Source organism: Ramlibacter alkalitolerans, from assembly GCF_016722765.1.
GTDB classification, from domain to species: domain Bacteria; phylum Pseudomonadota; class Gammaproteobacteria; order Burkholderiales; family Burkholderiaceae_C; genus Ramlibacter; species Ramlibacter alkalitolerans.
The window spans coordinates 145,434-163,777 of sequence record NZ_JAEQND010000005.1 but is presented as its reverse complement, the minus strand read 5'-3'; the positions used below and the strand labels follow the sequence as shown (position 1 = coordinate 163,777).

17 protein-coding genes are annotated in these 18,344 nt (G+C 71.9%); 12 read left to right on the top strand and 5 right to left on the bottom strand.

The genetic code is table 11. The features are described 5' to 3' along the window. Positions 1-76 precede the first annotated feature (76 nt). From fba to JI746_RS10190, 3 genes are all read left to right on the top strand, one after another. A complete protein-coding gene (fba, locus tag JI746_RS10200) occupies positions 77-1,141 on the top strand; it encodes a class II fructose-bisphosphate aldolase (protein WP_201689114.1) in 1,065 nt (354 codons plus the stop codon). A gap of 187 nt (positions 1,142-1,328) precedes the next feature. Further along, positions 1,329-2,237: a phosphoribosylaminoimidazolesuccinocarboxamide synthase gene (locus JI746_RS10195; protein ID WP_201689110.1), complete on the top strand. Its 909-nt coding sequence runs from the start codon at positions 1,329-1,331 to the stop codon at positions 2,235-2,237. Positions 2,238-2,292: 55 nt separating this feature from the next. After that, the gene (locus JI746_RS10190; RefSeq protein WP_201689105.1) at positions 2,293-2,706 is read left to right on the top strand and encodes a hypothetical protein; all 414 of its coding nucleotides are present in this window, start codon (positions 2,293-2,295) and stop codon (positions 2,704-2,706) included. Between the two features lie 78 nt (positions 2,707-2,784). Here the strand turns inward: JI746_RS10190 and trxA are convergent, their stop codons facing one another. Continuing rightward, complete coding sequence (gene trxA, locus JI746_RS10185) at positions 2,785-3,678, bottom strand: thioredoxin (RefSeq protein ID WP_201689104.1); 894 nt, start codon at positions 3,676-3,678, stop codon at positions 2,785-2,787. A gap of 57 nt (positions 3,679-3,735) precedes the next feature. Between trxA and purE the strand changes: the two genes are divergently transcribed. The 4 genes from purE to JI746_RS10165 all read left to right on the top strand — a co-directional run bounded on the left by purE (position 3,736) and on the right by JI746_RS10165 (position 7,485). After that, on the top strand, positions 3,736-4,251 hold the full coding sequence (gene purE, locus JI746_RS10180) for a 5-(carboxyamino)imidazole ribonucleotide mutase (RefSeq protein ID WP_201689102.1): 516 nt from the start codon (positions 3,736-3,738) through the stop codon (positions 4,249-4,251). After that, entirely contained in the window at positions 4,248-5,408 is a 1,161-nt protein-coding gene (locus JI746_RS10175; protein ID WP_201689101.1) for a 5-(carboxyamino)imidazole ribonucleotide synthase, read from the top strand. The genes purE and JI746_RS10175 overlap by 4 nt, the downstream gene beginning before the upstream one ends. Positions 5,409-5,412: 4 nt before the next feature. Continuing rightward, entirely contained in the window at positions 5,413-6,402 is a 990-nt protein-coding gene (locus tag JI746_RS10170) for an L-threonylcarbamoyladenylate synthase (protein WP_201689100.1), read from the top strand. A 69-nt stretch (positions 6,403-6,471) separates the two neighbouring features. Beyond that, positions 6,472-7,485, top strand: coding sequence for an SGNH/GDSL hydrolase family protein (locus JI746_RS10165; RefSeq protein WP_201689097.1), 1,014 nt, complete (start codon positions 6,472-6,474; stop codon positions 7,483-7,485). Between the two features lie 50 nt (positions 7,486-7,535). Here the strand turns inward: JI746_RS10165 and dacB are convergent, their stop codons facing one another. Next, positions 7,536-8,936: a D-alanyl-D-alanine carboxypeptidase/D-alanyl-D-alanine endopeptidase gene (gene dacB, locus JI746_RS10160; RefSeq protein ID WP_201689096.1), complete on the bottom strand. Its 1,401-nt coding sequence runs from the start codon at positions 8,934-8,936 to the stop codon at positions 7,536-7,538. 57 nt (positions 8,937-8,993) lie between these two features. Here dacB and tsaB point away from each other — a divergent pair, with 57 nt between their 5' ends. From tsaB to JI746_RS10145, 3 genes are read left to right on the top strand one after another with little or no spacing between them, the layout of a single operon-like run. Then, the gene (tsaB, locus tag JI746_RS10155; RefSeq protein ID WP_201689091.1) at positions 8,994-9,710 is read left to right on the top strand and encodes a tRNA (adenosine(37)-N6)-threonylcarbamoyltransferase complex dimerization subunit type 1 TsaB; all 717 of its coding nucleotides are present in this window, start codon (positions 8,994-8,996) and stop codon (positions 9,708-9,710) included. Continuing rightward, positions 9,707-10,171, top strand: coding sequence for a ribosomal protein S18-alanine N-acetyltransferase (gene rimI, locus JI746_RS10150; protein ID WP_201689088.1), 465 nt, complete (start codon positions 9,707-9,709; stop codon positions 10,169-10,171). Before tsaB ends, rimI begins: the two co-directional genes overlap by 4 nt. A 29-nt stretch (positions 10,172-10,200) precedes the next feature. Beyond that, entirely contained in the window at positions 10,201-10,998 is a 798-nt protein-coding gene (locus tag JI746_RS10145) for a uracil-DNA glycosylase (RefSeq protein WP_201689523.1), read from the top strand. On the opposite strand, the gene JI746_RS10140 is transcribed toward JI746_RS10145, so the two are convergent. After that, positions 10,979-11,929 carry a GlcNAc-transferase family protein gene (locus JI746_RS10140; RefSeq protein WP_201689085.1) on the bottom strand — a complete coding sequence of 317 codons (951 nt, stop codon included), beginning with the start codon at positions 11,927-11,929 and terminating at the stop codon, positions 10,979-10,981. The genes JI746_RS10145 and JI746_RS10140 overlap by 20 nt on opposite strands. Before the next feature lie 111 nt (positions 11,930-12,040). Between JI746_RS10140 and JI746_RS10135 the strand changes: the two genes are divergently transcribed. Continuing rightward, the gene (locus tag JI746_RS10135; RefSeq protein WP_201689083.1) at positions 12,041-15,157 is read left to right on the top strand and encodes a two-partner secretion domain-containing protein; all 3,117 of its coding nucleotides are present in this window, start codon (positions 12,041-12,043) and stop codon (positions 15,155-15,157) included. A gap of 9 nt (positions 15,158-15,166) precedes the next feature. On the opposite strand, the gene JI746_RS10130 is transcribed toward JI746_RS10135, so the two are convergent. Together JI746_RS10130 and purU are read right to left on the bottom strand one after the other, a co-directional pair. Beyond that, positions 15,167-16,669: an FAD-linked oxidase C-terminal domain-containing protein gene (locus tag JI746_RS10130; RefSeq protein WP_201689082.1), complete on the bottom strand. Its 1,503-nt coding sequence runs from the start codon at positions 16,667-16,669 to the stop codon at positions 15,167-15,169. A gap of 52 nt (positions 16,670-16,721) precedes the next feature. Continuing rightward, positions 16,722-17,570 carry a formyltetrahydrofolate deformylase gene (purU, locus tag JI746_RS10125; RefSeq protein ID WP_201689078.1) on the bottom strand — a complete coding sequence of 283 codons (849 nt, stop codon included), beginning with the start codon at positions 17,568-17,570 and terminating at the stop codon, positions 16,722-16,724. Between the two features lie 83 nt (positions 17,571-17,653). On the opposite strand from purU, the gene JI746_RS10120 reads away from it, so the two are divergent. Continuing rightward, positions 17,654-18,340 (top strand): DUF4197 domain-containing protein, encoded by a 687-nt coding sequence (locus tag JI746_RS10120; protein WP_201689076.1) that lies wholly within the window; start codon positions 17,654-17,656, stop codon positions 18,338-18,340. Positions 18,341-18,344 lie beyond the last annotated feature (4 nt).

Genomic DNA, 18,344 nt, shown 5'->3' with positions numbered 1-18,344 from the left:
AACCGCTAGAATCGATGCGAGTTTCCGAGCGGTCGCAGCGACCGTTCGCCCCATCGTCGTCCCTCCAGGAACTGCCATGCCTCTCGTCTCCATGCGCGAACTGCTGGACCATGCCGCCGCCAACGGCTACGGCATCCCGGCCTACAACGTCAACAACCTCGAACAGGTCCAGGCCGTGATGGAAGCGGCCAGGGAAGTGGGCGCCCCGGTGATCCTGCAGGCCAGCGCCGGTGCCCGCAAGTACGCCGGCGAGTCCTTCATCAAGCACCTGATCCAGGCCGCGATCGAGGCCTATCCGCAGATCCCGCTGGTGATGCACCAAGACCACGGCCAGAGCCCCGACGTGTGCAAGGGCGCCATCGACCTCGGCTTCTCCTCGGTGATGATGGACGGCTCGCTCGAGGCCGACGGCAAGACCATCGCCAGCTACGACTACAACGTCGACGTGACGAAGAAGGTCGTCGACATGGCGCACCGCCTCGGCGTCACGGTCGAAGGCGAGCTCGGCTGCCTCGGCTCGCTGGAGACCATGCGCGGCGACAAGGAAGACGGCCACGGCACCGAAGCGACGATGACGCGCGACCAGCTGCTGACCGACCCGGAGCAGGCCGCCGACTTCGTCAAGAAGACGCAGCTCGATGCCCTGGCGATCGCCATCGGCACCAGCCACGGCGCCTACAAGTTCTCGCGCAAGCCCACCGGCGACATCCTCGCGATCGACCGCATCAAGGAGATCCACCGCCGCATTCCGAACACGCACCTGGTGATGCACGGCTCGTCCTCCGTGCCGCAGGAGCTGCTGGCGATCATCCGGCAGTACGGCGGCAACATGAAGGAGACGTACGGCGTGCCGGTGGAGGAGATCCAGGAAGCCATCAAGCACGGCGTGCGCAAGATCAACATCGACACCGACATCCGCCTCGCAATGACGGGCGCGGTGCGCAAGTTCATGGCCGAGAACCCCGAGAAGTTCGACATGCGCGATTGGATGAAGCCCGCGCGCGAGGCGGCCAAGCAGATCTGCAAGCAGCGCTACATCGAGTTCGGCTGCGAGGGACAGGCCGGCAAGATCAAGGGCGATTCGCTGCAGGTCGTGGCCGGCAAGTACGGCAAGGGCGAACTGGCGCAAGTGGTGAACTGAGCCGGCCCAGTGCCGCCGCAAAGCCGCCTTCGGGCGGCTTTGTCGCTTCTGGCACCGGGGGCCACAATGCCTGCCCGCGCGAGGTGTATGCATGAACACACGGACGCCAGTTGCCGGCGGCAGGGGCTGACCCCACGCAGCGCGGTAGGCGACAATGAGCGGCTCGTTCCCGTCGTTGCGATTGCCCATGTCCACCGCCCTCCACACCTCCAACATCACCTCGCTGCCGCTGCTCGCGCGCGGCAAGGTGCGCGACAACTACGCCGTCGGCCGCGACCGCATCCTGATGGTCGCCAGCGACCGCCTTTCGGCCTTCGACGTGATCATGGGCGAGCCGATCCCGGGCAAGGGCGAGATCCTGACGAAGATGGCGCTGTTCTGGTTCGCCCGCCTCGGGCACGTCTGCCCCAACCACCTGACGGGCGAGGCGCCGGAAAGTGTCGTCACGCCGGCCGAAGTGCCGCAGGTGCAGGGCCGCTCCATGCTGGTCCAGCGCCTCAAGCCGATCCTGGTGGAGGCGGTGGTGCGCGGCTACCTGGCGGGCAGCGGCTGGAAGGAGTACCAGCAGACGCAATCGGTGTGCGGCGTGCCCCTACCCGCTGGCCTGAAGAATGCCAGCAAGCTGCCGGCGCCGATCTTCACGCCGGCGGCCAAGGCGGCCAGCGGCCATGACGAGAACATCAGCTACGACAAGGTGGTCGAGATGATCGGGCCCGACCTGGCCGGGCAGATCCGCGACCTGAGCCTGCGCCTCTACACGGAAGCGGCGGACTTCGCGCTCACGAAGGGCCTGATCATCGCGGACACCAAGTTCGAATTCGGCCTCGACGAACGGGGGCGCGTGGTGCTGATGGACGAGGTGCTGACGCCGGACTCCTCGCGGTACTGGCCGGTGGAGGGCTACCAGGCCGCCTTCGCCGCCGGCGAGAACCCGCCGAGCTACGACAAGCAGTTCGTGCGCGACTGGCTGGAGGGCGTGAAGATCGACGGCCATTCCTGGGACAAGACGCCGCCGGCGCCGCGGCTGCCGCGCGACGTGATCGCGAACACGGCCGCGAAGTACCGCGAGGCGCTCGAGCGCTTGACCGCTGCCTGATCGGCGCGCGCCGCGGGCTGCTGCCGGAAGCTGCAATAGCGCGTATGCTGGCCCGATGAAGATCGCTCTCGTCCTCCTGTTCGCGGCCGTGGCCGCGCCCGCCCTGGCGCAGGGCGAAGCCCAATGCATCCTGGCGGGCCGCGTCAGCCAGGGCGAGTGGGCGCCGCGCTTCGAGACCGTGCAACTGCGCGGTGACGGCGGACGCGCAGTCGCACCGGTGGACCGCGCTTCCTTCCGTCACGTCAAGAGCGTCGAGCTGGCCGAGCCGGTCCTCCTGTCCCGCTGCAGCGGCGACCAGCGGCTGGCGAGCGGCGGCGCGGCTGCCGGGCCGAAGACGCCGGTGCCTGCGCTTTCGGCCGGACTGGCGGACGTGGAGGCGGTGCATTTCCCGCGGTTGCGCGATGGCGCGGAGCTGGTGGAGCTGCAGGTGCGCGTGCCGGCGGGGCGGGTCGTGATGATGACGCGGTAGCTCTTGTAGGCTGGCGGTGAGCCGCGAAAGCGCAAACCCCAGCGCTGGGGTTCCGGCGCTTCGCGCGTCACCACCAGCCTACGACAACACCACCGACGACAGCCGCCGCCGGTACGTCGCCACCGTCGCATCCTCCGGCGGCACCTGGCCTTCGGCCACCTTCGGCTTCGGCGGCTCGATGATCTCCAGGATCGCGATGTAGGTCTTGCGGGCCAGGTCCTCGCTCCAGGCCTTGTCGCGCATCAGGATCTCCAGCAGCTCGTCCATCGCGGCGGTCCAGCGCTGCTGCGCCAGCAGCAGGCGCGCGCGGTCGAAGCGGGCCTGGAAGTCGCGGCGGTTGGCGGCGATCTTCGCGTCGAGGTCGGCCGCCGATGGGGACCCGGCGGCGAAGGACAGCGCATCCAGCCAGCGCGCCAGCGCATCGATCCGGCGCGACAGCGAAGCCTTGTTCGCCACCGGCTCGAAGGCGCGCCGGGCATCGGCCTCGCGGCCGGCCAGCAGCAGCGCCTTCACGTAGTCGAATCGGCTGTCGTCGTTCGCCGGGTCGGTGGCCACGGCGTGCTGCAGCTTTTCCAGCTGTGCCGCGGGGTCGGCGCCGGCAGGCTCCTCGGGCAGGGCCTCCTGCTCCTCGTCTTCGTCACCCTCCAGCGCCTGCACGTGCTTGTCGAGGAACTCGCGCACCTTGCCTTCGGGCAGCGCGCCCATGAAACCGTCCACCGGCTGGCCGTTCTTCATCAGCACCACCGTGGGGATGCTGCGGACGCCGAAGGCGCCCGCGAGCTGCTGCTCCTCGTCGGAGTTGATCTTGGCCAGCTTGAAGGCGCCGCCGTATTCGGTCTCCAGCTTTTCCAGGATCGGCCCGATGGCCTTGCACGGGCCGCACCAGGGCGCCCAGAAGTCCACCAGCACGGGCTGGCTCAACGAGGCCGCAATCACCTCCTGTTCGAAGTTCTCGATGGTGATCTCGATCATGGCCGGGGTCCCTCCGCTGTCAAAAGTAAAATTCGGGCTGGTCTTTGCGGGAATTCTATGGAATTGGGCACAAACGGCGTGGCAGTAGGGGTGGTCATGGGTTCCAGCAGCGACTGGGACACGCTCCAGCACGCGGTGCAGATCCTGCAGGATTTCGGCATCGCGCACGAGGCGAAGGTGGTCTCGGCGCACCGCATGCCGGACGACATGTTCGCCTATGCCGAGGCCGCCGCCGGCCGCGGCTTGAAGGCGATCATCGCCGGTGCCGGCGGCGCGGCCCACCTCCCCGGCATGCTGGCCGCGAAGACGACGGTGCCGGTGCTCGGGGTTCCGGTCGCGAGCCGCCACCTGCAGGGCGTCGATTCGCTGCACAGCATCGTTCAGATGCCTCGGGGCATCCCGGTCGCCACCTTCGCCATCGGGGCGGCGGGCGCGGCCAACGCGGCGCTGTTCGCCGTCGCGATGCTGGCCAGCCAGGACGCCGGCCTGCGCACGAAGCTCGAGGCCTTCCGCGCGCGCCAGACCGAAGCGGCCCGCGCCATGACGCTGCCGCCCCCGAAGGACCCGGCATGACGCCCATCCTGCCGGGGGCCACGCTCGGCGTGATGGGCGGCGGCCAGCTCGGTCGCATGTTCGTCCACGCCGCCCAGCGCATGGGGTACTTCACCGCGGTGCTCGATCCGGACGAAGGCAGCCCGGCCGGCCGCGTGAGCCACCACCACGTGCGCAGCGACTACGTCGACGAGATCGGCTTGGCGGAACTGAGCGGCTACAGCGACGCCATCACCACCGAGTTCGAGAACGTTCCCGCCGCGGCCCTGGCGCGGCTGGCGGACCACCGGCCGGTGGCGCCCGCAGCGTCCGCTGTCGCCATCGCGCAGGACCGCGCGCAGGAGAAGGCGCACTTCACGCGCTGCGGCGTGCCGTGCGCGCCGTACGCGGTGATCACGGGCGAGGATGCGCTGGCCGGCATCGGCGACGAACTGTTCCCCGGCATCCTCAAGACGGCGCGCCTGGGCTACGACGGCAAGGGCCAGGCGCGCGTCGCCACGCGCGCCGACCTGCGCCCCGCGTGGGAAAGCCTGCGGCGCGCCGACTGCGTGCTCGAAAAGATGCTGCCACTGGCCTTCGAATGCTCGGTCGTCGTGGCCCGCGGCGCCGACGGCGTGATGGTGCACCTGCCGGTGCAACGCAACCTGCACCGCAACGGCATCCTGGCCGTGACCGAGGTGCACGAGCAATGCGTGCCGCCGGTGCCGGGCCTGCGCGCCATCGAGGCGGCCAAGGCCATCGCCGAAGGCCTGGACTACGTCGGCGTGCTGTGCATCGAATTCTTCGGCCTCGCGGACGGCTCGCTGGTCGTCAACGAGATGGCGCCGCGGCCGCACAACAGCGGCCACTGGAGCATCGAAGGCGCGGACGTGTCGCAGTTCGAGCTGCAGGTGCGCACGCTTGCCCGCCTGCCGCTGGTGCAACCGCGCCAGCACAGCCCCGCGGTGATGCTGAACCTGCTGGGGGACCTGTGGTTCCGCGAAGGCGCCACCGGCGCGCAGACGCCCGACTGGGCCAGCGTGCTGTGCCTGCCCGGCACCCATCTGCACCTGTACGGCAAGGCCGAGGCGCGCCCCGGACGCAAGATGGGGCATCTCACGCTCACCGGCCCCACGCCGCCCTCCGTGCGCGAGACCGCGCTGGATGCGGCCCAGCGCCTGGGCATCGCCCCGTTCTGACGCCATGATCCTCGACGGCCGGCAGGACAGCTCCATCGCGCAGGCGGCGCGCGTGCTCGCCGCGGGCGGGCTCGTGGCGTTCCCGACCGAGACGGTGTACGGACTCGGTGCCGATGCCGGCAGCGACGCCGCCGTGGCCGGCATCTTCGCCGCCAAGGGCCGCCCGAGCGACCACCCGCTGATCGTGCACGTGCCGGACGCCGCGGCCGCCAGCCGCTTCGCCGCCAGCATCCCGCCGGTGGCGCAGCGGCTGATGGACGCCTTCTGGCCCGGCCCGCTCACGCTGATCCTGCCGCGCCGCCCCGAGACCGGCCGCGCCGCCGCCGGCGGGCAGGACACGATCGGCCTGCGCTGCCCGGCGCATCCGGTGGCGCACGCCCTCCTGCTGGCCGCCGCGGGCGCGACGCCGCCGGTGTTCGGCGTCGCCGGGCCGAGCGCCAACCGCTTCGGCCGCGTGAGCCCCACCACGGCGGCCCACGTGGCCGGCGAGTTCGGCCCGGAGCTGCTGGTGCTCGATGGCGGGCCGACCAGCGTCGGCATCGAATCGGCCATCGTGGACTGCAGCCGCGCCGTGCCCGTGCTGCTGCGACCGGGGACGCTGACGCGCGCGCAGATCGAGGCGGCCTGCGGCGAACGCGTGTGGCTGCCCGAGGAGCGGGCCGAGGCCGGCCCGCGCGCCTCCGGCACGCTGGCTTCGCACTACGCGCCCCATGCGCGCGTGCGCCTGATGGATGCCAGGGCGCTGCAGACCGCGCTGGACGTGCTGGGCGCCGACGCCGTCGCCATCGCGGTGTACGCCCGCAGCCCGCTGCGCACCCGCACGCCGCACTACCGGCGCATGCCGGACGACGCGGCCGAGACGGCGCGCCAGCTGTTCGCCGTGCTGCGCGAGTTCGACGCCGCCGGCGTCAAGCTGATCTGGGTCGAGACGCCGCCGGACGCACCCGAATGGGATGGCGTGCGCGACCGGCTGGGGCGTGCCTCGGCCGTGTGAGGGCCCCCCGCGCCTTACGAGCGGTTTACCGGCCCTCGCTACACTCGCCGGTTTCACCCGGAGATTTCCATGGCAACTCAGTGGTTGCGCCGTGCGTGGCTGATCGCCGCGTGCGCCACCGCCTTGCTGCTCGCCTCCTGCGGCGGCGGCTCGATCGTGTCCAGCTTCACCCCCAGCCGCATCATCGCGTTCGGCGACGGGATGGCGGATCTCGGCCAGACCCGGCGCGACATCGACCCGAACGGGCGGCGCTTCACCGTCAACGACGGCAGCATCAACAACTGGACCCACTTCGTGGCCAATGGTTTCGGCCTGCCGCTGGCGCCGAGCCGCGCCGGTGGCCTGTCGTTCGCCATCGGCAACGCGCGCGTGACGGCGACCACGGACGCCGCCGGCAACACCGGCACGCCCTCGGTCACGCAGCAGATCGACGCCTTCCTGGCCGCCAACACCCTCGGCGACAACGACCTGGTGCTGGTCAGCGCCGGCACCTCGGACGTCATCGTGCAGGCCAAGGCGGTGATGGACGGAACCCTCACGGCGGACCAGGCGCAGCAGAACGTGCAGCAGGCGGCCAACGAACTCGCCGCGCAGGTGCGCCGCCTGGTCGATGCGGGCGCGTCGCACGTGGTCGTGGTCGGGCCCTACAACCTGGGCCGCTCCGCCTGGGCGATCGAAACGGGGCAGGCTGCACTGCTCGAACGCCTGAGCGCCGTGTCCGGCAACACGGGGGCCAACCAGCCGCGCAGCTTCGACGAACGGCTGCTGATCGCGATGGTGGACCTGGGCGCGGACGTGCTCTACGTCGACGCCGCGCTGGAATACAACCTGGTCACCTTCAATCCCGGCGGCTTCGACCTGACGAACGTCACCACCCCCGTGTGCAACGACCAGGCGCGGGATCCGGGCCCGGGCATCGGGACCGGTGCGAACCAGCTCGACTCGACGCTGTGCACGCCGTCCACGATCGTGGCCGGCGCCGACTACACCAGGTTCCTGTTCGCCGACCGCGTGTACCCCACGCCGCACGGCCACGCCATCTTCGGCGACTTCGCCTTCACCCGCATCCGCGACCGCTGGTAGGCTGGCGGTGAGCCGCGCAGCGCGAACCCCAGCAGGGCCCGTGCAGAGCGCTATTGCAGCCGCGCCGCCCACTCCACCAGCGCCGGCACCACGTTGCGGATCGCCCCGGCGCGCCGGGGGTGGTTGGCGATCGCCACCAGGATCCAGCGGCGGCCCTGGGCGCCGTGCACGTAGCCGGCCACGCCGGAGACGTCGTTCAGGCTGCCGGTCTTCAAGTGCGCCAGGCCGACGTTCTGGCGCTGGCGGCGCAGCGTGCCGTCCAGCCCCAGGGCGGGCAGCGAAGCGGTGAGGTCCGGCATCAGCGGCGAGACCCAGGCGGCCTGCAGCAGCTGACCGAGCTGGCGCGCCGTGATGCTCTCGGTGCGCGACAGGCCGGAGCCGTTCTGCGTCACCGGCGCTTCTCCGCCGAAACGTTCGCGCCACCAGGCGCCCAGGACCTCGCGCGAGCCTTCGAAGGTGCCCGTGCCGCGCTGCTGCAGGCTGAGCGTGAGGAACACCTGCTGCGCCATCACGTTGTTGCTGTACTTGTTGATGTCGCGCACCACCTCCGCCAGCGGCGGCGAGGCGAATTCGAAGGCCGGCTTCAGCCCCGCCGGCACGGTGCCGTCGCGCACCACGCCGCGCACCTGCCCGCCCATGTCGCGCCACAGGGCGGCCACCGCCCGCAGCGAGTAGCCGGCCGGGTCGGGAAAGGCGAGTTGCCACACGCGTTCGCCGCAGGAGCCGGGGAAGCGGCCGGCGAAGCGCACCTGCGCCAGGTTGCGGAAATCGGCCCCAAGTGCCGTGATCCAGTCGCCGCATTCCGTGCCCGTCGCGACCGGGACCGTCGCGGGCCACTGCACGCCAGCCAGCGGCGGGTCGGCGCGCACCCGGGCGACGCCGTTCTCGGGCGTGATGGTGAGCGTCACGGCCTTGTAGTTCACCAGCAGCGCGTCCGGGCTGGCGTTGTAGGGCCGCAGCGGCAGGCCGTCGAAGGCGGCCGGGTCGTGCGGCGGCAGCGCGAAGGCGCTGCGATCCAGCACGAGGTCGCCGGCGATGCTGCGCACGCCCAGCGACTGGACCTGGTGCAGCAGCAGCCACAGGCGCTCCATCACCAGCTTGGGGTCGCCCTGGCCCTTGATCACCAGGTTGCCCTGCAGCACGCCTTCGCGCACCGGGCCGTCGAAGTAGACCGGGGTGGTCCAGGTGTAGGTGGGGCCCAGCAGCTCCAGCGCCGCGAAGGTGGTGGCCAGCTTGGCGATGGAGGCGGGATTCACCGGCGCGTCGATGCGGTGCGCGATGCGCGCCGGCCCGCCTTCGGCCGGCGCGACCAGCACGGTGATCGCATCGCGCGGCAGTTCGGCCTGCACCAGCGCGGCCTCGATCTCGGGCGGCAACGGCTGGGCCAGGGCCAGGGCCTGCGCCGCCAGGCAGGCGAGCAGGCAGCAGGCGAGTCGGAACCAGCGCAGCATGCGCGCCATTATGGGTTCGGCGAAGCTTCGATAATGGGCGTCCGCGCCAGGATTGCCTTGAAACTTCTCGCCTTCGATACCAGCACCGAAACCCTGTCCATCGCCCTCGCGCGGGGCGCCGGGCTGCCCGTGCTGGAGCGCACCGGGCCCGGGGGCGCACAGGCCTCGGCGGCGCTCATCCCCGCCATCGAAGAGCTGCTGGGCCAGGCCGGGCTGCCGCTCGAGGCCCTGGACGCGATCGCCTTCGGCCACGGGCCGGGCTCCTTCACGGGCTTGCGCACGGCCGCCGCGGTCGCCCAGGGCCTCGGCTTCGGCGCCGGGGTGCCCGTCCTTCCGATCGGCACGCTGCTGGCGGTGGCGGAGGAGGCGCACGGCCTGTCCGGCGTGACGCGCGTGGTCGCCATGCTCGATGCGCGCATGGACGAGGTCTACTTCGCCGCCTACGAGCGGCTCGGCGAGGCCTGGGTGATGCGAGCGCCACCGGCGCTCGGCCGGCCCGAAGATGCGCAGGTGCCGCCCGGCTGGTGCATCGCCGGCAATGTGCTGGAACTGCATCGCGCGCGCCTGCCCGCGGCAGCGCTGCAGGTGGCCGCGCTGCCCACGGCCCGGGCGCTGTTGCGCCTGGCCCCCGCAGCCCTGGCGGATGGCCGCTCCCACGAGGCCGCGCAAGCCCTTCCGCTCTACATCCGCGACAAAGTGGCGCAAACTACCGAAGAGCGAGCCGCCGAGCGGGCGCGCAAGGACCTGCGCCGCGCCGCAGCCGAATCATCATGAGCGCCGTATTCAAGACCGTCGAAGCGGGTTTCGAACCCATGACCGAGGCCCGCCTCGGCGAGGTGGTCGCCATCGAACGGCGGGCCTACGGCCACCCGTGGACGCGCGGCAACTTCTCCGATTCCCTGCGCTCGGGCTACCAGGCGCAGCTGCTGTGCGCCGGCGACGTCGTCATCGGCTACTTCGTGGCGATGCTGGGCGTCGACGAGGTGCACCTGCTGAACATCACCGTGGACCTGCCTTACCAGGGCCAGGGCTGGGGCCGCGTGATGCTGGATGCGATCGCGCTCTGGGCACGGGGCCAGAACGCGCACTGGGTCTGGCTGGAAGTGCGCACCAGCAATGCGCGCGCCCAGCAGGTCTACGAACGCTACGGCTACCGGCGGGTGGGTGAACGCAAGAACTACTATCCGGCCGAGCAGGGTCGCGAGGATGCGATCGTGATGAGCTTCAAGCTGTGAGCCTCGACCTGGACGAACGCCAGCGCGGCATGCTGCGCGAGATGGGCATCGAACTGTTCTGGCCGACGGCGCCGGTGCGCGACGCGGCGCTCGTCGCCGAGCCCGCGCGGCTTGCGCCCGAGCGCACGCCCGAGCTGGCGCCCGAGCCCGCCACGGTGGCGGTGCCAGCCCCCGTCCGGCCCCACGCCCCCGAGCCGGCGGCTGCGCCGCAGCGCCCGGCACCGGCGGTTGCCGAAGCCCCCCTGCGCCAGCGCATGCCGGGCGTCGCCGGCATGGAGTGGGAGGCGCTCGCCGAGGCCGTCGCCGGCTGCCGCGCCTGCCGCCTGTGCGAGGGCCGCACCAACACGGTCTTCGGCGTCGGCGACCTCCACGCCGACTGGATGGTGATCGGCGAGGCCCCCGGCGAGAACGAGGACCTGCAGGGCGAACCCTTCGTGGGCCAGGCCGGCAAGCTGCTGGACAACATGCTGGCGGCGCTGGGCATCCGCCGCGGCCAGGGCGTGTACATCGCCAACGTGCTCAAGTGCCGCCCGCCCGGCAACCGCAATCCGCTGCCGGAGGAGATCGCGCAGTGCGAGCCCTTCCTGCGCCGCCAGGTCGAACTGGTGCGGCCGAAGATCATCCTCGCGGTGGGGCGCTTCGCCGTGCAGACGCTGCTGCAGACCACCGAGCCGATCGGCAAGCTGCGCGGCCGCGTGCACCGCTACAACGGGGTGCCGCTGGTGGTCACCTACCACCCCGCCTACCTGCTGCGCAACCTGCCCGACAAGGCCAAGGCCTGGGCCGACCTGTGCCTCGCGCAGCAGGTCATGCGCGAGGGCGCCTAGGAACGAACGCCGACGGCGCCAAGGTCCGCGCCGCGTAGTCGATCCCGCTGAAGGCCGCGAACTCGGCCAGCGTCCGCACCCCGCCCAGGCCGTACACGCCGAGATCCTCGCCGGCGACCAGGCTTGCCAGGCGGGCGCGCGAGCGCAGCTCCCGGGTCCACCAGTCGCGCTCGCGAGCGGCCTCGTGCGCGGCGTCCCAGTGCAGGGGCCGCGCCGGCGCGGCGGGGCCGGGCTCGTTGTACTGGTGGTGGATCGGCAGGTCGGGCATGTGGAACAGGTCCCAGCCGTGCGTGTACAGGCGCAGCGCCAGCGCCTGTTCCTCGCCGTGGAAGTACAGCCAGGGGTCGTACGGGAACTGCTGCACGATGCGGCCCGGCGCGAACAGGCAGCCGGCACCGACGTGGAAGGCCGGCAGCGGCGCGTCCGCCTCCACCGGATGCGCCTCGAAGGGCAGCACCGGATGGCCGGCGGTAAACGACGCTCCGGGTTTGACGACCTGCGCCAGCACGCCGTGCGTGAGCGTCTCGCGCACGGCCTCGCCCTGCACCAGCCTGAAGGCGCAGGGATACGATGAGATCACCAGCGGCCGGGCCGGCGCACCGAGCGCGCGGGCGGCGGCGAGCAGCCGCTCGTCCCAGCCCGCATCGAAGTCCATGTGGGCATCGAGCTGCAGGAACCACTCCTCGCCGTCGTGCAGCGACATGGCGATGGCGCGCGCCCAGCACGGGCCGCGGGCGTCCGCCAGGCCGATGCGCACCTGCGACAGGCGGCAGCCGCCGCCGGGATGGGACACGCGCGGCGCCTCCGCCGGCGACTGGTCGACCACGCCGAAATGCAGTCGGCCGGCGTCGGCCGCGGTGGCCACCGCACGCCGCAGCGTGAAGGGCAGGACCGGATCGCAATACGACGCGATGCTGACGAACAGGCGCATGGCAACTCTGGGCCCGCCATGGTAGCAACGAGAGCGGCGGCGTCGCCCGCCGGCGGGATCGCCCAAGCGACGGGCGCTGTGCTACCGTGCAGCGGGCAGCAGGAGAACATGATGGGCAGCTTTTCGTCGAGGTTCGCGCGGCATGGTGCGCCGCCTTCCGCCAACCCGGACTTGCGGCCCACGGCGGTGATGCTGGCGGTGGCCGTGGCCTGGGCACTGCAGCCCGGCGCCGCATCGGCCCAGGCCGTCCCCGCGCTGCCGGCCAAGCCGGTCGCGATCCATGGCAGCGCCGCTTTCGTCACCGGCGGTACCGCGCTGCGCCCGACGCTGACCGTCACCACGAAGAACGGCGCCGGGACCAGCCACTCCGCCATCGACTGGCAGAGCTTCTCGATCGGCGCCGGAGCCAGCGCGCAATTCATCCAGCCGGGTGTCGACAGCACGTCGATCAATCGCGTCCTCGCCGCCAATCCTTCGGCCATCCTGGGCCAACTGAGCTCCAACGGCCGGCTGGTGCTGGTGAATCCGGCCGGCATCGCGGTCGGCCCCGGCGCGGCGATCGATACCGCCGGCTTCACCGCCTCCACGCTGTCCCTCTCGCAGGCCGATGCGCTGGCCGGCCGCCTGCGCTTCACGCGTCCCGGCACCGCGCCGGGCGTCCTGAAAGTCGACGGCGCGATCCGCGCCGGCGCCGGCGACGTGGTGCTGGTCGGCCCGGACATCCAGCTGGGCGCGAACGCGTCCGTGTCCGCGCTGGGCGCCACGGTGCTGGCGGCGGGGCAGGGTGTCGACATCACCGGCCCGGGGCTCGAAGGCATCGTGATGACGGTGGTCGCGCCCACCGACCGGGCGATCAACCTCGGCGCGCTCACGGGCGACGCCGTCGCCATCTTCGCCGGCAGCCTGACGCACAGCGGCCTCATCAACGCCAACGCCCTTTCTGCGACAGGCGGCAAGGTGGTGCTCGAGGCCCGCGCCGGCAACGCCCAGGTCGATGGTTCGGTCGCCGCATCTCCCGCCGTCGGCGAGGGCGGCGTCGCCCCCGGCAGCATCGCCGTCAGCGCCTCGGGCAGCATCTCCGGTGGCGGGCGCTACGCGGCCAGCGGCGGCAGCGTCGCGCTGGCGGCCGCCGACGGTGCGCTCGCCTTCGACACGATCAGCACGCACGGCGCCTTGCCGGGCGGCGCAGGCGGCGCCGTGACGCTCACGGCGCAGCAGGACATCCAGGGCACGTCGATCGCCGCCGGCGGTGCCCCCGGCGCCTCCCTGCTGGCCGCAGGCGGAGGCGGCGGCAACGTGGCGGTCACGTCGCGCGACGGCAGCATCCGCCTGGCCCAGGTGCTCGCCGACGGCGCCTCCGGCGGGCCCGGCGGCAGTGGCGGCGACGGCGGCACCGTCTTGCTGCGGGCGCTGGGGACGGCACCGCAAGCCGGGTCGGTCACGATCGGCGATGCCACCGCGTCCCTGCTGGGGCAGTTGTCGGCGCACGGCGGAGAGGTCGGGCGCGGGCCGGCCGCCCCCGATGCCACGACCCATGGCGGGGCGGGCGGCAGCGTCGTGGTGGAGGCCTCCCGCGCCATCGTGGTCGGCAGCAGCTTCGAAATCCCGGGCCGCGGCAGCATCGCCGCCGGCCTCATCGATGTGAGGGGTGGTTCGGACCCCCTGGGCCGCGCGGCCGGCGGCGCGGGGGGCAGCGTGGGCCTGTCCTCGACCACCGGCAGCATCGGCATGCCGGGCCTGGCCCTGATCCGGGCCAATGGCGGCGGCGGCGTGGACGGCGGCGCCGGCGGGCGCGTCACGCTGGCCGCAGCCGGCGACATCGCGCTGGGTGCGGTCGATGTCAGCGGCGTCGCCCTGGACCTGCGCCCGCCCGCGCTCGGCGGCGGTGCGGGCGGCGCGGGCGGCACCTTGGACGTCGCTTCGAGCGCGGGCGGCGTCAGCTTCGCCCTCGTCTTCGCGGACGGCGGCGCCGGCTTCGATGGGCCGCCCGGCGTACCGACCGCGCAGGCCGGCCGCGCCGGCGGCACGGTGAAGCTCTCGGCGGCTGGCGACATCACCCTGCGCCCGCTGGCGGGCGACCTCCTGGCGCTGTTCGGCATCCCCGCCGGACCGCCGCAGGATGCGCTCTCCGGCATCCGCGCCGCGGGCGGCGCCGGGGCGCAGGGCGGGCCCGGCGGCAGCATCAGCCTGGTCCGCACGCTGGGCGACCTGGTGGTGGACGCCAGCCTGCGGGCGGATGCGCGCGGCGGCGCCAGCGTCGGCAGCGGGCCGGGCGGTGACGGCGGGGCCATCACGCTTACCGCGGAGTCGGGCGCCGTGCGCCTGCGCTCGCCCCAGCTCCTGGCCGGCGGCGGCGCCGGCGCGGCGCCCGGCACCTTCTCTGCGACCGGCACTTCGGTCGAAGTCGAAGGTGACCTCGTGCTCGATGCGGCGTGGAGCAACGGGTCGCTGGTCGACCTCACCGGCGGCAGCGTCGTCGCGCTGGCCGGCCCGTTCGACAACCTGGCGGGCGCCGTGCTCGCCGGCACCGGCACGCTGCGGGTGGGCGGAGGCAGCGGGACGATCGCCAATGCGGGCACCATCGCGCCCGGTGGCGACGGCAGCGTCGGCACCCTGACCTTCGAGGGCAACCTGGTGATGCAGCCCGGCTCCACGCTGGCCGTGGACCTGCAGTCCGCCGCCGCGTTCGACCAGCTGAACGTCCTGGGCACGACCACGGCGGACAGCGGCAGCCGCGTGCTCGTGAAGTACGCGCCCACGGCGACGCTCGCTCCTGGCGATGCGCTGGCCGTCCTGCGCACCGCAAGCCTGGCAGCGCCCAGCCTGCCCCAGGTGACCGAAGCCGAGGGTGTGGCGCGCCCGGCCGGCGTCGGCGGCGTCACTGCGGGCACGGCCAGCGGCAACCTGCTGCTCACGGCGGTGGCGGTCAATGCGCCCCCGCCCCCGCCGCCGCCGCCGCCGCCAGGGCCACCGCCGCCGCCGCCCGCAGCTCCGCCACCTGGGCCTCCGCCCCCGCCGCCAGCAGCGCCACCCCCTGCCCCCCGGCCGCCGGTATCGCCGGACTCCGGGCAGCTCGCCGAACCCGACGTGCAGGAGGTCGCCATCCTCGCGGCGGACTTCGCGCGGGAGTTCGAGCAGGTGGTCGCCGCCAGCCTGTCGCCGGACCCGCGCAAGCCCCCGCAGCGCCGCGACGACATCGTCGTCACCGGCGCCACTTGCAGGCGATGAGCGAGGCTCCTAGAACCGCGGGAGGTCCGGATGCGCGATCCGGCCGCCGCGCACGAGCATCTTCCCGTACTCGGCGCAGCGATTGAGCGTGGGGATCACCTTGCCCGGATTGAGCAGCTCGCGCGCATCGAAGGCGCGCTTGACGCCGCGCATCTGCTCCAGTTCCGCGGGACTGAACTGCACGCACATCGAGTTGAGCTTCTCGATGCCCACGCCATGCTCGCCGGTCACCGTGCCGCCCATGGCCACGCTGACCTCCAGGATCTCGGCGCCGAACTTCTCGCAGCGATGGAGCTGGTCGGCATCGTTGGCGTCGAACAGGATCAGCGGGTGCAGGTTGCCGTCGCCGGCATGGAACACGTTGGCGCAGCGCAGCGCGTACTTCTGCTCCATCTCCTGGATGGCCAGCAGGATGTCGGCCAGCCGCTTGCGCGGAATGGTCGAATCCATGCACATGTAGTCGGGGCTGATGCGGCCCGAGGCCGGGAAGGCGTTCTTGCGGCCGCTCCAGAAGCGCAGGCGTTCGGCCTCGTCGCGGCTGACCGCGATGGCGGTGGCGCCGGCGTCGCGCAGCACCTGCGACATGCGGCCGATCTCCTCCTCGACTTCCTCGGGCGTGCCGTCGCTCTCGCACAGCAGGATGGCTTCGGCCGTCAGGTCGTAGCCGGCATGCACGAAGTCCTCGACGGCCGCCGTCATCGGCTTGTCCATCATCTCCAGGCCCGCCGGGATGATGCCGGCGGCGATCACCGCCGCGACGGCGTCGCCGGCTTTGCGCACGTCGTCGAAGCTGGCCATGATGCAGCGCGCCAGCTTCGGCTTGGGGATCAGCTTGACGGTGACTTCGGTGACGACGGCCAGCATGCCTTCGCTGCCGATCATCACGGCCAGCAGGTCGTAGCCCGGCGCATCGAGCGCCTCGCTGCCGAATTCGACCGGCTCGCCGGCGGCGGTGAAGCCGCGCACCCTGAGCACGTTGTGCACCGTGAGGCCGTACTTCAGGCAGTGCACGCCGCCGGAGTTCTCGGCCACGTTGCCGCCGATCGTGCAGGCGATCTGGCTGGAGGGATCGGGCGCGTAGTACAGGCCGTAGGCCGCGGCGGCTTCGCTGATCGCCAAGTTGCGCACGCCGCATTGCACGACGGCCGTGCGCGCGACCGGATCGATCCCCAGGATCGCGTTGAACTTGGCCAGCGAGAGCGTGACGCCCAGCGCGTGCGGCAGCGCGCCGCCCGACAGGCCGGTGCCCGCGCCGCGCGCGACCACCGGGACCTCCAGGGCATGGCAGGCCTTGAGCACGTCCTGCACCTGCTGCTCGCTTTCGGGCAGGGCCACGACCAGCGGGCGCTGCCGGTACGCCGTGAGGCCGTCGCATTCGTAGGGCGTGGTGTCCTCGGAGTGCCACAGCAGGGCGCCCTGCGGCAGCACCTTCTGCAGGGCGGCTACGATCTGCGCCTGCCGCTGCTGGCGTTCCGCGCGCTGCAGCGCCTCGCTCGATTCCGGTGCGTTCATGCGCTTCTCCTTCTCGTCATCCCCGCCTGCGCGGAGATGACGGTGTGGTGCATCACTTGAAGATCACGGTCTTGTGCCCATCCAGCAGCACGCGGTGTTCGCTGTGCCACTTCACCGCCCGGGCCAGCACCATGGCTTCGGTGTCGCGGCCGGTGGCGGTCAGGTGTTCGACGGTGTAGCTGTGGTCCACCCGGGCCACATCCTGCTCGATGATCGGGCCTTCGTCGAGGTCCGCGGTCACGTAGTGCGCCGTTGCGCCGATCAGCTTCACGCCGCGGTCATGCGCCTGGTAGTAGGGCTTGGCGCCCTTGAAGCTGGGAAGGAAGCTGTGGTGGATGTTGATCGCCCGGCCCGACAGCTTGCGGCACAGGTCGTCCGAGAGGATCTGCATGTAGCGCGCCAGCACCACCAGGTCGGCCCCTTCGCTTTCGATCACCTCGTACTGGCGCGCCTCGGCCTGCGCCTTGGTCGCCGCCGTGACCGGGATGTGGTGGAAGGGCACGTTGTAGCTGGCCGCCAGCTGGTAGAAGTCGCGGTGGTTGGACACGATCGCGCGGATGTCCAGCGGCAGCAGCCCGCTCTTCCAGCGGAACAGCAGGTCGTTCAGGCAGTGGCCTTCGCGGCTCACGAAGATCACGGTCTTCATCGCCTGCGCCAGGGCATGCAGCTTCCACTTCATCTCGAAGGGCTGCGCGAACAGTTGCAGCTGCGTGCGCAGGTCGTCCTGCGTGAGCTGGCCGCAGGCGAAGCGCACCCGCATGAAGAACAGGCCGGTGTCGGGGTCGTTGTACTGCGCCGCCTCCTCGATGTTGCCCCCGCGTTCCAGCAGGAAGCCGGAAACGGCGTGGACGATGCCGGGGCGGTCGGGGCAGGACAGGGTGAGGATGTAGGCTTCGGACATAAGCTTGCAATTGTCGCAGGCACGCGATTGACCCGCCGCCAGCGGCGGCGGCATCATGGCTGATCCGTGCTGCTGCCCGCCCCATGCGCCGTCGTCCCATCGTCCTGGCCGTTCCCCTCCTCCTCCTGCCCTTCGCCCTCCGGGCCCAGGGCCTCTCCGCCCTGAGCGAACGCGAGGCGGGCAACGGCATCCGCGGCGCGCTCGAGAAGGGTGCGATCGCAGCGGTGCAGCTGCTCGGGCGGCCGGATGGCTTCCTGGCCAATCCGCAGGTCCGCATCCCGCTGCCCGAGGCGATGCAGCAGCTCGCCGGCATCCTGTCCGCGATCGGCTTCCGGCAGCAACTGGAGGAACTGGAAGTCTCGATGAACCGGGCCGCGGAGGCGGCCGTGCCGATGGCGAAGAACCTGCTGGTGCAGGCGGTGCGCAACATGTCCGTCTCCGACGCCAAGCGCATCCTCACCGGCGGCGAGACCTCCGCCACCGAATTCTTCGCCGAGAAGACCCGGGTGCCGCTCACCGGCACCTTCCTGCCGGTGGTGCACCAGGCGACCGCGAAGGTGGGCGTGGTGGAGCGCTACGAGCGTGTGTCGAAGAAGGCGCAGGGTCTCGGGTTTTATCGCCCGCAGGACCCCACGGTGGACCACTACGTCACGCGCAAGGCGCTCGACGGCCTGTTCTTCACGATCGGTGAAGAAGAGAAGAAGATCCGGCGCGACCCGGTGGGCAGCGGCAGCGCGCTGCTGCGCAAGGTGTTCGGCGCGCTGCGCTGAGCCG